Consider the following 13,534-nt stretch of genomic DNA (forward strand, 5'->3'; position numbering starts at 1 on the left):
CTCAGCCGGCTTTCGTCGCGGTGCCGGCCTTCACCGCCGCGGCGTGCGCGGCCACCAGGCGCGGCAGCACGTTGTCCAGCATGGCCTGGATGTCGTTGGCGCCCTTGGACGTGGGGTCCGCCACGAACACCGGGCGGCCCTCGCTGGAGGCCTGCGCGAACTTGGTGCACTGCCGGATGATGGTGGGCAGCAGGTACTCGGGGTAGTGCGTCTGGAGCGCCTCCAGCGCCTCCTTCGCCAGCTTGAAGGTGGCGTTGAAGGAGTTCACCACGATGAACACGTGGTCCAGCACGTGGTTCAGGTCCTCCTCCAGGCTCTGCACCGTTTCGAACAGCAGCTTGAGGCCGTGGAAGGACAGGAAGTCCGCGAGCACCGGCACGAACAGGTCGTTCGCGGCCATCAGCGCGTTGAGGTTGAGCAGGCCGAAGGACGGAGGCGCGTCGAAGACGATGAAGTCGTACTGCGCCTCCACGTCCTTGAGCGCGTTGCGCAGCTTGAACTCACGGCCGGCCATGGGCATCAGCGCCAGGTCCACCGTGGACATGCTCAGGTTGGACGGGATGAAGTCCAGGTTGGGCAGGGTGGACTTCTGCACCACCTGCGCGAGCGGCGTCTTGCGGACGAGCACGTCCAGGAGCGTCTTCTCGAAGTCCTCGCCCTCGTAGCCCAGGCACTTGGTGGCGTGGCCCTGGCTGTCCAGGTCGATGAGGAGGACCGCGTAGCCCAGCTCCGCCAGGCGCCACGCGTAGGACGTGGACAGGGACGTCTTGCCGGTGCCGCCCTTGAAGTTGAGGAAGAGCTGTTTGCGCAGGCCCGCGGTGGGCGGGAACTTGTTGAGCGTCGTGCGCAGCTCCCACACGTCTTCCGGGCCGTAGGCGTCCTTGCGCAGGTCCGTGGGGATGGACTTCGCAGTCACGCCGAGCATCTCGGCTACCTGCTTCGAGCTGTACGTCGGCGCTTCCATGAACGACCCTTCGGATGACGTGTGAGGCCTGGGCGGGATGCAGCACCTTGCCTCAAGCGGCGAAGTATTTGTGCCCCCTTCGCACGATGGCCCCTCGGGCCACCAGCAGGGCAACAGCCTCCTGGGCGAGCTCCGCCGGAGCGGACAGCCCGGACGTCAGCTCGGCGAGCGAGCGTCCTCGGACAGCGACCCGCACCTCCTGCAACATCGCCCCACACAGCGCCTCCACGGGAGAGGGCCCGCGCTTGGGAGGAACCGGCGGCTGGGCGGAGGGCGCCGGAGCCCGGGCGGGAGGAGGCGCGCCCATGGCGACCAGCGCGGCCTGCACGGGCGTCCGCCGCACGGCGGGCTGCGCGGGCGCGGCCTGCGACACGGGCGCGGCATGCGGCGGCACGGGCGCGGCATGCGGCGGCACGGGCGCGGCATGCGGCGGCACGGGCGCGGGGGGAACGGAGGCCACCGGGCGCGAGGGCGGCGCGGCAGGGCCCGAAGCGAAGGATACGGGCCCGCCGTTCGCGACCCGCGCGGGAGCCGGAGCCGCACCGTGCATCACGGCGGGTGCGGAGCGGGCCGCGCCCACGGTGGCGACCGCGAGCGCGGGGGCGGCCACGGGCGTGGCGGTCCACTGCGAGGTGTTCGCGGCGATGTCAGCGAGCGACACCGGCACGGCGGTGTGCTCGGGAATCGAAGGCAGGGGCTGCGCGCTCACCTGCGGCGCGACATTCGCGGCCACCGGCTGCGCGGCCTGCACCGCCACCGGCTGCGCCACCTCCGCGACCACGGGGGCCACGGACACGGACACGGGCTTCGCGTCCAGCGTCGCGCGCACGGGCTTCACGGGCAGCGTCGCCAGCCGGCGGATCTCCCGGCGCCGGTGCGCATCATCCAGCGCGACCACCGCGGACACGTCGTGGCCCAGGATGCGCGACAGGCTCTGCGCCGCCGCCTTGCGCACGCGCGCCTCGCCGTCGTCCAGCGCGCCCAGCAGCAGCGTCCGGGCGTTCTCGCCCCGGCCCGCGCCCAGCGCCAGCGCCGCCAGCGCGCGGACCTCCGGATCCGTGTCGTGGATGGCGTCCTCACCCAGCCGCCGCGCCGTCTCCCCCTCCAACCCCAGGGCCAGCAGCGACGCGCGCCGGCGCACCGACCGGTCCGAGTCCTTCATCGCCTGCGCCAGGTGCGGCGCCGCGTCCTTCGGCGCCAGCACCAGCAGCGCCTTCAACGCCGCGATGCGCACCTCCGGCACCGGCGACGACAGGAGCGGCGACACCACCGACGCGCCCTCCTCCCGGCACAGCCCCGCGAACGCCTGCACCAGCGCCACCTGCGCGGTCGCGTCCGTCTCCGCGTGCAGCGCCGCCGCCAGCGCGGGGGCCGCCGCCGGATGCGCCAGCGCCTTCAGCCGCTCCGCCGCCCGCACCCGCGCCGCCGCGTCCGCCGCTGACAGCTCCCGCACGGAGAACCCGAACAGCGTCTCGTCCGTGGTACTGCCCGAATGCCCGGACAGCTCCGCCATCTGCTCCGGGCTCACCCTCAGCCGGCCTTCGCTCTGCAGCCGCTGCGCCTCGCGCGCCACCGGCGACAGCCCCGAATCCACCGCGGCCACGGGGGCTCGGGGCGGAATGGCCGGCGAGGGACGCTCCGTCCAGGGCACGCTCGGGTCGGAGGCCTTCAGCGGCACCGCGGGCCCGTTGAACGGCGCGCGCACCGCCGGCACATCCCCGCGGAGGATCACCTCGCTGCGCAGCTGGGAGATGAACGACGCCAGGTCGAACCCCAGCTCGTCGGCGTCGTCCTCCGCCATCGCGCGCGACTGGCCGGACGAGTGGATCCGGCTCGCGTCCAGCAGCTTCGCCATCAACTGGTCGCGCTCCAGCCGCAGCGCTTGATTGAGCCGCGACAGCTCCTCGTGCGCGGCCTGGGCGCGGGCGCTCTTCACCTCCAGCGACGCCACCTCCCGGCGCAGGTCCAGCTCACGCTGGTGCCCCGCCGCCAGGTCCTCCTTCAGGTGCGAAAGCTCGTCGCGCGCGGACGCCAGCTCGCCATGCAACTGCTGCGCACGGGCCTCGAAGTAGACGATCTTTTCGAGTGCGCTCTTGAGCAGCGCGTCCGGACGCTCGTCACTCACGACTGGCTCTGGCCTCCCCGCGAAGGCGCTCGGCGGCGCTCCCCGGTTCGCTTCACCGAAGGGACTCCCCGGTTTCCCGGCTCGCCGCCGGGGCAGGCACCTTATGTCAGCCCTACGTGCTACGTAAACCACGGAAACACCAGGGGTTTTCCCCCGCCGGGACACGCTGTGATTGACAACGCCGCCCAGGCCGATTTTTCGGCCTCGCGCTCGCGTGCACGCATGCTCCAATGCGTCACATGGCCCCTTCGCGCATCGACACCGCGGTGACCCAGATGTTGGGCATCCGCTATCCCATCATCGCCGCCCCCATGTTCCTGGTGTCCAACGCGGCGCTCCTGGAGGCCGCCGGGCGCGCGGGCGCCATTGGCGCGGTGCCGTCGCTCAACTACCGCACCGCGCAGGCGTACCGGGACTTCCTGAGCACGTTCCCCAAGGACGTGCCCTTCGGCGTGAACCTCATCCTCAAGTGGGCCGAGCGCCTGGAGGAGGACGTGGCCGCGACGGTGGAGCGCAAGGTGCCGCTGGTCATCACCAGCCTGGGCGACCCCACGCCCATCGTGGAGCGCGTGCACGCGTACGGCGGCAAGGTGTGGAGCGACGTGATTTCGCTGCGCCACGCGGAGAAGGCCGTGAAGGCCGGCGTGGACGCGCTCGTCGCGGTGGGCAGCGGCGCGGGAGGCCACGCGGGCAACCTGAGCCCCATGGTGCTGGGCCCGTGGCTCAAGGCGGAGCTGGGCGTGCCGGTGGTGCTCGCGGGCGCGCTGTCCACGGGGCGCCACCTGGCCGCCACGCTCGCGCTGGGGATGGATGGCGCGTACGTGGGCACGCGCTTCCTGGCCACGGAGGAGGCCGGCGCCGCGCCCGACTACAAGCAGGCGCTGGTGGACTCGGGGCCCGAGGACCTGGAGTACACGAAGGAAGTCACCGGTGTGCACGGCAACTTCATCAAGAGCGCGCTGGAGCGCTTCCGCGCGGGCCAGGGCAAGGCGTGGAAGGACACCTGGAGCGCGGGCCAGGGCGTGGCCTTCGTGAAGGACGTGCTGCCCGCCGCGACCGTCGTCGAGCGCATGGTGCGTGAGTACTCCGAAGCCCGCGCCGCGCTGCCGTCCGAATCCTGAAGCCGCACGGAAGCAACCCGGGTGTCGAGCCCCGCTTCCGGCATGTCCCGCCGGAAGCGCGCGGTCTCCCCGGACCCTTGGAAGCCGTCGCGAATCGCACGAAGCAACCTGGCACGTCGGGCGACCTCTCAAGCCCTTCCCGTGACGTCGTGGGAGGGGCGCGAGCGCGCGCGCCTACCACCCCGGTTCGGCGCGCGTGACGCGCGAAGAAAAAACACCCGGGAAGCCTTGCCAAACGCGCGCGCCGGAACGGCGGAAACGGCGGATTGTCGAGGGTTTGCGGGCCCTGTCCGCACGCCCGGGGATGTCAGACCCCACTCGTAATCTGTGTCTCACGAGGTCACGCAAGGCAGCGACTTCTCCCCGGTACCTCTCCGTCTGAAAAGCGGGGGGAGAAGCTCCTCTTTCGACAGGTTTTGCACGCCATGGAACAGCGACTGGCAACCCTCATTGGAAACGCGGTGCGAGTGGCCCGGCAGCGGCTGGAGCTGACGCAGGCCGATGTCGCCGAGCGCGTCGGCATCGCCACCGAGGTGTACGGCCGTTTGGAGCGCGGGCACATGCTGCCCAGCGTGCGGACGTTGCGGAAGCTGTGCCTCGTGCTCAGCTGCTCCTCGGATGTGCTGCTCGGGTTGAGCGCGACGGCGGCGGTGACGGAGGACGGCGCGCCGCAGCTCGCGGAGGATCCGCCGGAGTACCGCGAGCGTCCGGAGGTGCGGCGCCTGATGCGCACCGTGCGCAAGCTGGACTCTCCGCGCCTGCGCCTGTTGGGTCAGGTGGCGCACGCGCTGGAGCGATGAAGCACTGAAAAGGGGCTACTCGGCCGCGGGCTCCGCGTTCGCGTCCACGGGCGCTGGCGCTTCGCGGTGCACAGGGGGGGATGCGGTACCGGCGACGGGCAGCCGGAGGATGAAGCGAGCACCGCCTTCGGCGCGGTTCTCCGCGTCCAGGGTGCCGCCCGCGCGCGCCACGTAGTCGCGGCAGAGCGCCAGGCCCAGGCCGGTGCCCTTGCCGGGCGGCTTCGTGGTGAAGAAGGGCTCGAAGAGGCGCGGCAGCGCGGCCTCGGGGATGCCGGGCCCGTTGTCCTCCACCTCCACCCGCACGCGGCCGTCCTCCATGCGCGCGCGCAGCGTCACGTGCGCGGGCTTGCTGGAGCGCGCGGCCTCCAGCGCGTCCGCGGAGTTGAGCAGCAGGTTCACCAGCACCTGCACCAGGTGGCGGGCCGTGACGCGCGCGGGGGACAGCCCCTGTGCGACGTCTCGGTCCACCACGCCCAGGCTGCGCAGGCGCACCGAGGCCAGCCGCTGCGCCTCTGCCAGCGCCTGCGCGACGTCACACGACTCCAGCTCGTCCGGGGCCTCGCGCGAGAACAGGCGCAGGTCGGTGACGATCTGCTGGATGCGCAGCACGCCCTGCTGCGTCTCGTCCAGCACGCGCCGCATGTCCTCCAGGTCCTCGGGCGCGCCGCGCGCCCATTCCTCCTGGAGGTAGTGCAGGTTCGACTTCACGTACGCGAGCGGGTTGTTCACCTCATGGGCCACGCCCGCGGCCAGCTGCCCTACCACCACCAACCGCTCCACCTCCGCGCGCTGGCGCTCCACGCGCACACGGCGCGACTCGCTCTCCGCCAGTTGGCGCAGGGCCTCCACGCGCTCCAGGTGCGCGTTACGCTCGGCCGCGCGCAGCTTGCGGAAGGCCTCCGCGCCGTGCGCGGACACCGCGAACACGAAGACGAGGCTGAGGCACTGGCTGACGAACACCGGCCAGGGCACATGCGACAGCCACGTCATCAGCCCCACCGCCACCAGCGTGCCACCAATGGCGGACCACACCGGCAGGCGCTGGCCCGGGACGAAGACGGCGACCAGGAGGGGCACCGTGTAGAAGGCGGGGAACAGCGGGCTCTCCAGGCCTCCGGTGAGCTGGATGCTCACGGTGAGCGCCGTCAGGCTGACGGTGCCCGCCGCGATGCCGCTGAAGGGCGCACGCAGCCACCCCGCGCCGACCGCGGCACCCAGTGCGAGGAACGCCCCGGCCCAGACCCAGTGCGCCGCGAGGAAGTCCGCGCGGAAGCCGCCCAGGATGAGCGGGTGCATGAGCGAGCCCAGCGCGATGAGCAGAGCGCACCACCAATACGTGCGCCGCCGGACCCGACGGCGGGCCTGGACATCCGCGTTCGCGTCGTCCCACGCGCTGGAGGTTGGAGGCGTCACCCCGCTTTGGTCCCCCAGGGCGCGTCGCGCGGCGCGAAGTGCAGCGTCATGTCGAGTCCTCCCGTGGACGTCGCAGCCGGCGGGACTTCCCCAAACGCACCGCGTCCCGTCCCCGTTTCTTCGCCTGTCCGCCGCCGGAGGGCAAGATGGGGTCAGGACACACCGCGCGAAGCCGGCATCCCCGGCACTCGGCGCCGCTCCACACGGCCTCGAAGAGGGCCGTCGTCCGGTCGATGGTGTCGAAGTCCTCCGTCACGAAACCCAGCTCGAAGTTGCGGACATCGTCGCCCTTGGCCCCCAGGCCCGCACCGGTGAGGTTGGCACTCCCCAGGTAGACCCAGGCGCCGTCCACCACCACCGCCTTGAAGTGGACGCGCGGGCACACCTTCAGTTCCAGCCCACCCTTCACCAGCCGGGAGCGGGCGTCGAACGCGGCCCGGAACGGCCGGCTGGGCAGCTCCGCGTGCAACAGCCGCAGCGCCACGCCCCGGGCGGCCAGCCCGTCCAACACCTCCAGGAGCGGCACGAACGCCCCCTTCGAGCGCTCCACGTACATGGCCTTCACGTTGGCGGTGGCCATCCACACCGACTCGCGCGCGTGGGCCAGCTTGCGCAGCACCACCTCCTGGTACAGCGCGCTCCCCGACAGCAGCTCCGCGTCGATGGGCCTCATCATGTCACCCAGCGTCGCACATGGGATTACACGACACCATCCCCTACCCCTCGGGAACGTCTTGCGGTGGAAGGAGACCCAGGCACTGGCTTGACCCGATGACCGGCGGTCATTTAACTCCGGGTCATGGTGGGAGCACTGGCCGAGAAGCGGGTCATGCCGCTGCGGGCGCGGCGGGACGAGGACAAGGAAGCGCGACGGCGGGAGCTGCTGGACGCGGCGCGGGCGCTGTTCGAGGCCACGTCGTTCGCCGAGGTGAAGATGGCGGACGTCGCGGCGCGCACGGGCCTGGCGAAGGGGACGGTGTTCCTCTACTTCCCGACGAAGGAGGCGCTGTTCCTGGCGCTCCTGGACGACCTGCTCACCGCGTGGTTCGCGAAGCTGAACGGGCTCCTGGCGGAAGGCGGCACGTGGACGGGCCACCAGTTGGCGCGCACGGTGGCCGGGTCGCTGGAGGGTGAAGAGACCTTCACGCGGCTCCTGGCGCTGGCGCAGACGGTGCTGGAGCAGAACGTCACGGTGGCGCAGGCGCAGGCCTTCAAGGAGCGCGTGCTCGTGTCCATGGGGACGACGGCGGCGCTGCTCCAGGCGCGGCTGTCCTTCCTCACGCCGGAGTCCGCGGTCCAGCTCATCCGCCACGTGCACGCGTTGATGACGGGCCTGCGGCAGATGGCGGACATCGCGCCCGTGGCGCGCGAGGTGCTGACGCTGCCGCACATGGCGCCCCTGCGCGTGGACTTCTCCGCCGAGCTGACGGCGGCCATCACCACCCTCCTTCGCGGGCTCGAAGCCCGCTGACCCTTTGCGCATTTCCTGAAACGGAGCTCTGTCATGCTGGAAGCCGTCGCGTCCCTCCTTCCCCAGGCCTCGGTTGAAGTGGACCGCATCCGCGCGGTGTTCGAGTCGCAGCGCGCGAACCGCTGGAACCTGTCGCGCAGCACGGCGGCGGAGCGCATCGCCCGGCTGCGCAAGCTGCGCGAGGCCATCATCGCGCGGCGCGAGCAGTTGGCGGAGGCCGTCCACCAGGACTTCCGCAAGCCGGCGATGGAGGTGGAGCTGACGGAGATCCACCCGACGCTGGAGGAGCTGAACCACACGGTGAAGCACCTGAAGTCGTGGATGAAGCCCAAGCGGGTGGCGACGCCGCTGACGCTCAAGGGCGCGTCCAGCCACGTGCGCTTCGAGGCGAAGGGCGTGGTGGTCATCCTCTCGCCGTGGAACTACCCGTTCCAACTGCTGGCGGCGCCGCTCATCGCGGCCATCGCCGCGGGCAACGCGGTGATGCTCAAGCCCAGTGAGAAGACGCCGCACACGTCGCGCTTCCTGGCGAAGCTGGTGCGGGACGTGTACCCGGAGAACGAGGTCGCGGTGTTCGAGGGTGGCGCGGAGGTGGCGGAGGCGCTGCTCCAGCACCCGTTCGACCACTTCTTCTTCACGGGCAACCCGAACATCGGCCGCAAGGTGATGGCGGCGGCGACGAAGTTCCTGTCCAGCGTGACGCTGGAGCTGGGCGGCAAGTCGCCGGTCATCATCGACGAATCGGCGAACCTGAAGGCGGCGGCGGAGGCGCTGGCGTGGGGCAAGTTCGTCAACGCGGGCCAGACGTGCGTGGCGCCGGACTACATCTACGTGCCGGCGTCGAAGCAGCAGGCGTTCCTGGAGGCGTTCAAGGCGGTGCTGACGCGCTTCTACGGCGCGACGGAGGCCGAGCGTCAGGCGAGCCCGGACTTCGCCCGGGTGGTGGACCCGGCGGCCTGGAGGCGGCTCAAGGAGGTGCTCGACCGCACGGTCGCAGCGGGAGCGAAGGTGGAGGCGGGCGGCACGGCGGACGCGCCGTCACGGTACGTGGCCCCCACGGTGTTGTCCGGGGTGACGACGCGGATGCCCATCATGGAGGCGGAAATCTTCGGGCCGGTGTTGCCGGTGCTGACGTACGAGCGGCGCGAGGAGGTCTACGCGCACATCAACGAAGGCGGGAAGCCGCTGGCGCTGTACGTGTTCTCGCAGGACTCCAAGATGGTGGAGGAGGTGCTCCAGCACACGACGTCCGGCGGGGTGGTGGTGAACAACGTGCTCATCCACGTGGCGAACCCGAACCTGCCGTTTGGCGGGGTGGGGATGAGCGGGTTGGGGAACTACCACGGGCACTACGGCTTCAAGACGTTCAGCCATGAGCGGGCCGTGATGGTTCAGTGGATGAAGTCGCTGGCCGCGGTGTTCTTCCCGCCGTATCGGGGAAAGACCCAGGAATGGGCTTCCAAGGCGACCCGGATGCTGGAGTAGGTCCCGGGGCGGGAGAGAGGAACCGGCATGCGCGTGGTGTCAGTGGAGGAGGCCCTGGTCCCGGGAGACCTGCAGGCGGTGTTCGACCGCCTCCAGGCGCGCCGCTGGGAGCTGGCGAAGACAGGGCCGAAGGAGCGCCTCGCGCGGCTGGAGAAGCTCAAGGCGCTGCTGCTGGAGCGGCGTGAGGAGCTGGCGGACGCGCTGCACGAGGACTTCCGCAAGCCGCCCGCGGAGGTGGAGGCGACGGAGATCCTGCCGGTGCTGCTGGAGCTGGCGCACGTGCAGAAGCACCTGAAGGCGTGGATGAAGCCGCGCAAGGTGGGCGCGCCGCTCTTGCTCACGGGCACGAAGAGCGAGGTGCACCCGGAGCCCAAGGGCGTGGTGCTCATCCTGGCGCCGTGGAACTACCCGTTCCACCTGCTGGTGTCGCCGCTGGTGGCGGCGGTGGCGGCGGGCAACGCCGTCCTGTGCAAGCCCAGCGAGAAGACGCCCGGCACGGCGCGCTTCCTGGCGCAGCTGCTGCGGGACGTGTTTCCGCAGGATGAGGTGGCGCTGGTGGAGGGCGGCGCGGACGTGGGCGAGGCGCTGCTGCGGCTGCCGTTCGACCACTTCTTCTTCACGGGCGGGCCGCGCGTGGGGCGCAGGGTGATGGAGGCGGCGGCGAGGCACCTGGCGGGGGTGACGCTGGAGCTGGGCGGCAAGTCGCCGGTCATCGTGGATGCGTCCGCGGACGTGGACGCGGCGGCGGAGCGGATTGTCTGGGGCAAGTTCCTCAATGCAGGCCAGACGTGCATCGCGCCGGACCATGTCTGGGTGCACGCATCGAAGGAGGAGGCGCTGCTGACGGGGATGAAGTCCGCGCTGGAGCGCTTCTACGGGAAGACGGAGGAGGCGCGGCGCGCGACGCCGGATTTCTGCCGGATGGTGGATGACGGCGCGTACAAGCGCGTGTGCCGGCTGCTGGATGAATCCGTGGCGGGAGGCGCGCGGGTGGTGGCGGGAGGCGGCGTGCACGCGGAGACGCGCTACATCGCGCCGACGGTGCTGGCGGACGTGACGCCGGAGTCGGCGGTGATGGACGAGGAGATCTTCGGCCCGCTCTTGCCGGTGCTGCGCTTCGAATCCCTGGATGAAGTGGTGACGCAGGTGCGCGCGGGGGGCAAGCCACTGGCCATGTATGTCTTCAGCCACGAAGAGGCCACGGTGGAGCGCCTGCTGAAGGAGACGAGCGCGGGCGGCACGGTGGTGAACAACGTGGTGTTGCACAACGTGAACCCGCATCTGCCGTTTGGCGGTGTGGGACAGAGCGGCCTGGGCGCGTACCACGGTGAAGCGGGCTTCAAGGCCTTCAGCCACGAGCGCGCGGTGGTGCGGCAGGGCCGCACGGCCTTCACGAACCTCTTCTTCCCGCCCTACCGAGGCAAGGCCCAGCGCCTGGCCCGGCTCGCGAGCAAGCTGTTCGAATAGGAGGGGAGGCACGATGAGCTCCGACAGCGCCCCAGCAAGAGCGCGGACGCGGCGCGGAGAGCTCAGTTCGAGCGACTGGCCGCGATGACACCCCGGGAACGCGTGCTGCTCGCGCTGAGCCTCAAGGAGCGGATGCGCTTCATCACGCCTGCGCCTGCAAACGAGCGCGCTGATCCTGGCGCTCAGCACACTTCTCGTTCGGATGCAGGTCGGCGCAGGTCGGGTCCGCGTGCTCCCACTGGACATCCTGCTCAATGAGGAAGCGCGTCACCTCTTCGAGCCGGACCTGCGGGGGCACGTCGATGGAGAGCAGCTTGGGCTGGAAGCCTTCATCCAGGATGACCCGCACCGTCCGGTGACCGGAGTTCTCCACCACGTCCTGAAATGACACGCGGTACGCGAAGAACGGACAGTTGGCCCAGCGGGGTCGCCCAGAGCGTCTCTACGCCCTGGGCGTCCGGTACATCTCAGCTGCGCAGGCCCGGGGCTTCCTGGCCGGTGCGCGCGACGTACTCGGTGTAGCCGCCGCCGTACTTGTGGATGCCGTCCGGCGTCAGCTCCAGCACGCGGTTGGAGAGCGCTGCCAGGAAGTGCCGGTCGTGGGACACGAACAGCATCGTGCCCTCGTAGCGCGACAGCGCCGTGATCAGCATCTCCTTCGTGCCCATGTCCAGGTGGTTCGTGGGCTCGTCCAGCACCAGGAAGTTCGGCGGGTCGTAGAGCATCTGCGCCATCACCAGACGCGCCTTCTCTCCTCCCGACAGCACCCGGCACTTCTTCTCCACCTCGTCGCCGCTGAAGCCGAAGCAGCCCGCCAGCGCCCTCAGCGAGCCCTGCCCCGCCCTCGGGAACGCGTCCGACAGCTGCTCGAAGACCGTCTTCTCTCCGTCCAGCAGGTCCATCGCGTGCTGCGCGAAGTAACCCATCTTCACGCTGCCACCCAGCGCCACCGAGCCCTCGTCCGGCTGCGTCGTCCCCGTCACCAGCTTCAGCAACGTGGACTTGCCCGCGCCGTTCACGCCCATCACGCACCAGCGCTCCGCGCGGCGCACCAGGAAGTCCAGGCCGTCGTAGATGGTCCGCTTGCCGTAGCCCTTGCTCACGCTCTTCAGGTTCACCACGTCGTCACCTGAACGCGGCGGAGGCTGGAACTCGAAGAGCACCGTGGAGCGGCGCTTCGGCGGCTCCACCTTCTCGATCTTCTCCAGCTTCTTCACCCGGCTCTGCACCTGCGCCGCATGCGACGCGCGGGCCTTGAACCGCTCGATGAACTTGATCTCCTTCGCGAGCATCGCCTGCTGGCGCTCGTACTGCGCCTGCTGCTGCGCCTCGTTCTGCGCGCGCTGGCCCTCGTAGAAGTCGTAGTTGCCCGAGTACGTCGTCAGCGAACCGCCGTCGATTTCGACCACCTTCGTCACGATGCGGTTCATGAACTCGCGATCGTGCGACGTCATCAGCAGGGCGCCCTCGTACCCCTTGAGGAAGCTCTCCAGCCAGATGAGTGACTCGATATCCAGGTGGTTGGAGGGCTCGTCCAGGAACATGGCGTCCGGCCGCATCAGGAGGATACGGGCCAGGGCCACGCGCATCTTCCAACCGCCGGACAGCTTGCCCACGTCGCCGTCCATCATCTCTTCGCTGAAGCCCAGGCCCGCGAGGATTTCGCGCGCGCGGCCCTCCAGCGCGTAGCCGCCCAGTTCCTCGAAGCGGCCCTGCGCGACGCCGTAGCGCTCGACGAGCTTCTCCATGTTGTCCGCCTGGTCCGGGTCCCCCATGGCGGCTTCCAGGTCCTTCATCTCCGCCGCGACCTTGCTCACCGGGCCCGCGCCGTCCATGACCTCGGTCACCGCGCTGCGGCCGTTCATCTCACCGACGTCCTGGCTGAAGTAGCCAATGGTGACGCCGCGGTCGATGGAGACCTGTCCCTCATCCGGGTACTCCTGGCCGGTCATCATCCGGAACAGCGTCGTCTTGCCCGCTCCGTTCGGGCCCACCAGGCCCACCTTTTCGCCCTTGTGGAGCGCGGCCGACGCCTCGATGAAGAGGATCTGCTGACCGTGTTGCTTGCCGATGTTGTCGAGACGGATCATGTGCGTACCGAAAAGGCCCGGGAAATCAGGCGGCGCGCCCTTATGCCATGAGCCGCCCGCCGGAGGGATGCTTCCGAACCCCCAACGGCTCCAGGTCCTTCCACGCGGCCGGGCGGGCAGGCCCCCGCCCGGGATTCCGCCCGGCTTGAAACGCGAGGCTCAGGCGTCCCGGTGCACCGTGCCCGGGGAGAACGCCGGGGTGCAGATGGCCACGTACTCCGCGCCCTCCTCGTCGGGGGTGCTGTAGCGGACCCACTCGCCGGGTTCGCACACCACCGTCTGGCCGGCGTGGACGTCCATCACCCCGCCCTTGTGCTCCACCCGCAGCGTGCCCGCGAGCACCAGGGTGATTTCACGGAACTCGGGCGTCTGGCCCGGCTCCTCCCACCCACCGGGGCTGCGCATGTGGGCCACGCTGATGTTGGACGTCTTGGAGTTCACCCGGCCCACGTACTCGTCGATGAGCTTCGGCTTGTTGCCCACCGCCGTCACGCGGATGGGCTTCGGGATGAGCGTGGGCATGCGCAAGGCTCCAGGAGGGGAACGAAGGGGACAGCAGCCATCCCTACCCTACCAGCGCGTGGCATAGAGTGCCGCC

Annotated in this window: 12 protein-coding genes; 5 read left to right on the forward strand and 7 right to left on the reverse strand. The window is 70.3% G+C overall.

From position 1 onward, the window contains the following. Window position 1: 1 nt before the first annotated feature. Together JYJ93_RS00310 and JYJ93_RS00315 are read right to left on the reverse strand one after the other, a co-directional pair. A complete protein-coding gene (locus JYJ93_RS00310) occupies window positions 2–964 on the reverse strand; it encodes an AAA family ATPase (RefSeq protein WP_206785714.1) in 963 nt (320 codons plus the stop codon). A 52-nt stretch (window positions 965–1,016) separates the two neighbouring features. Further along, a complete protein-coding gene (locus JYJ93_RS00315) occupies window positions 1,017–3,089 on the reverse strand; it encodes a HEAT repeat domain-containing protein (RefSeq protein ID WP_206785715.1) in 2,073 nt (690 codons plus the stop codon). A gap of 239 nt (window positions 3,090–3,328) precedes the next feature. Between JYJ93_RS00315 and JYJ93_RS00320 the strand changes: the two genes are divergently transcribed. Together JYJ93_RS00320 and JYJ93_RS00325 are read left to right on the forward strand one after the other, a co-directional pair. Then, the gene (locus JYJ93_RS00320; protein ID WP_242543548.1) at window positions 3,329–4,210 is read left to right on the forward strand and encodes a nitronate monooxygenase; all 882 of its coding nucleotides are present in this window, start codon (window positions 3,329–3,331) and stop codon (window positions 4,208–4,210) included. Between the two features lie 425 nt (window positions 4,211–4,635). Beyond that, window positions 4,636–5,010: a helix-turn-helix transcriptional regulator gene (locus tag JYJ93_RS00325; protein ID WP_014393392.1), complete on the forward strand. Its 375-nt coding sequence runs from the start codon at window positions 4,636–4,638 to the stop codon at window positions 5,008–5,010. A gap of 15 nt (window positions 5,011–5,025) precedes the next feature. On the opposite strand, the gene JYJ93_RS00330 is transcribed toward JYJ93_RS00325, so the two are convergent. Both JYJ93_RS00330 and JYJ93_RS00335 read right to left on the reverse strand, forming a co-directional pair. Next, a complete protein-coding gene (locus JYJ93_RS00330; RefSeq protein WP_269012944.1) occupies window positions 5,026–6,423 on the reverse strand; it encodes a HAMP domain-containing sensor histidine kinase in 1,398 nt (465 codons plus the stop codon). Between the two features lie 46 nt (window positions 6,424–6,469). Beyond that, complete coding sequence (locus JYJ93_RS00335; protein ID WP_043322562.1) at window positions 6,470–7,096, reverse strand: phospholipase D-like domain-containing protein; 627 nt, start codon at window positions 7,094–7,096, stop codon at window positions 6,470–6,472. 126 nt (window positions 7,097–7,222) lie between these two features. Between JYJ93_RS00335 and JYJ93_RS00340 the strand changes: the two genes are divergently transcribed. The 3 genes from JYJ93_RS00340 to JYJ93_RS00350 are packed head-to-tail and all read left to right on the forward strand — an operon-like array spanning window position 7,223 to window position 10,846. Next, window positions 7,223–7,894 (forward strand): TetR family transcriptional regulator, encoded by a 672-nt coding sequence (locus tag JYJ93_RS00340; RefSeq protein ID WP_206785717.1) that lies wholly within the window; start codon window positions 7,223–7,225, stop codon window positions 7,892–7,894. Window positions 7,895–7,927: 33 nt separating this feature from the next. Then, window positions 7,928–9,379, forward strand: a complete 1,452-nt coding sequence (locus JYJ93_RS00345; RefSeq protein WP_206785718.1) for an aldehyde dehydrogenase family protein — start codon at window positions 7,928–7,930, stop codon at window positions 9,377–9,379. 27 nt (window positions 9,380–9,406) lie between these two features. Beyond that, window positions 9,407–10,846, forward strand: a complete 1,440-nt coding sequence (locus JYJ93_RS00350) for an aldehyde dehydrogenase family protein (RefSeq protein WP_206785719.1) — start codon at window positions 9,407–9,409, stop codon at window positions 10,844–10,846. A 142-nt stretch (window positions 10,847–10,988) separates the two neighbouring features. On the opposite strand, the gene JYJ93_RS00355 is transcribed toward JYJ93_RS00350, so the two are convergent. The 3 genes from JYJ93_RS00355 to JYJ93_RS00365 all read right to left on the reverse strand — a co-directional run bounded on the left by JYJ93_RS00355 (window position 10,989) and on the right by JYJ93_RS00365 (window position 13,458). Next, window positions 10,989–11,237, reverse strand: a complete 249-nt coding sequence (locus JYJ93_RS00355; protein ID WP_206785720.1) for a hypothetical protein — start codon at window positions 11,235–11,237, stop codon at window positions 10,989–10,991. Window positions 11,238–11,313: 76 nt separating this feature from the next. Then, window positions 11,314–12,936 (reverse strand): ABC-F family ATP-binding cassette domain-containing protein, encoded by a 1,623-nt coding sequence (locus tag JYJ93_RS00360; protein WP_206785722.1) that lies wholly within the window; start codon window positions 12,934–12,936, stop codon window positions 11,314–11,316. Window positions 12,937–13,095: 159 nt separating this feature from the next. Next, window positions 13,096–13,458, reverse strand: a complete 363-nt coding sequence (locus tag JYJ93_RS00365; protein WP_171413103.1) for a cupin domain-containing protein — start codon at window positions 13,456–13,458, stop codon at window positions 13,096–13,098. Between the last annotated feature and the right edge of the window lie 76 nt (window positions 13,459–13,534).

This window comes from Corallococcus sp. NCSPR001, from assembly GCF_017309135.1.
Lineage (GTDB): Bacteria > Myxococcota > Myxococcia > Myxococcales > Myxococcaceae > Corallococcus.

Bases quoted from the DNA above. Each gene is read 5' to 3' on its own strand.
- JYJ93_RS00310 (WP_206785714.1), bottom strand. From the start codon at position 964: ATGGAAGCGCCGACGTACAGCTCGAAGCAGGTAGCCGAGATGCTCGGC.
- JYJ93_RS00320 (WP_242543548.1), top strand. From the start codon at position 3,329: ATGGCCCCTTCGCGCATCGACACCGCGGTGACCCAGATGTTGGGCATC.
- JYJ93_RS00325 (WP_014393392.1), top strand. From the start codon at position 4,636: ATGGAACAGCGACTGGCAACCCTCATTGGAAACGCGGTGCGAGTGGCC.
- JYJ93_RS00335 (WP_043322562.1), bottom strand. From the start codon at position 7,096: ATGAGGCCCATCGACGCGGAGCTGCTGTCGGGGAGCGCGCTGTACCAG.
- JYJ93_RS00340 (WP_206785717.1), top strand. From the start codon at position 7,223: ATGGTGGGAGCACTGGCCGAGAAGCGGGTCATGCCGCTGCGGGCGCGG.
- JYJ93_RS00345 (WP_206785718.1), top strand. From the start codon at position 7,928: ATGCTGGAAGCCGTCGCGTCCCTCCTTCCCCAGGCCTCGGTTGAAGTG.
- JYJ93_RS00350 (WP_206785719.1), top strand. From the start codon at position 9,407: ATGCGCGTGGTGTCAGTGGAGGAGGCCCTGGTCCCGGGAGACCTGCAG.
- JYJ93_RS00360 (WP_206785722.1), bottom strand. From the start codon at position 12,936: ATGATCCGTCTCGACAACATCGGCAAGCAACACGGTCAGCAGATCCTC.
- JYJ93_RS00365 (WP_171413103.1), bottom strand. From the start codon at position 13,458: ATGCCCACGCTCATCCCGAAGCCCATCCGCGTGACGGCGGTGGGCAAC.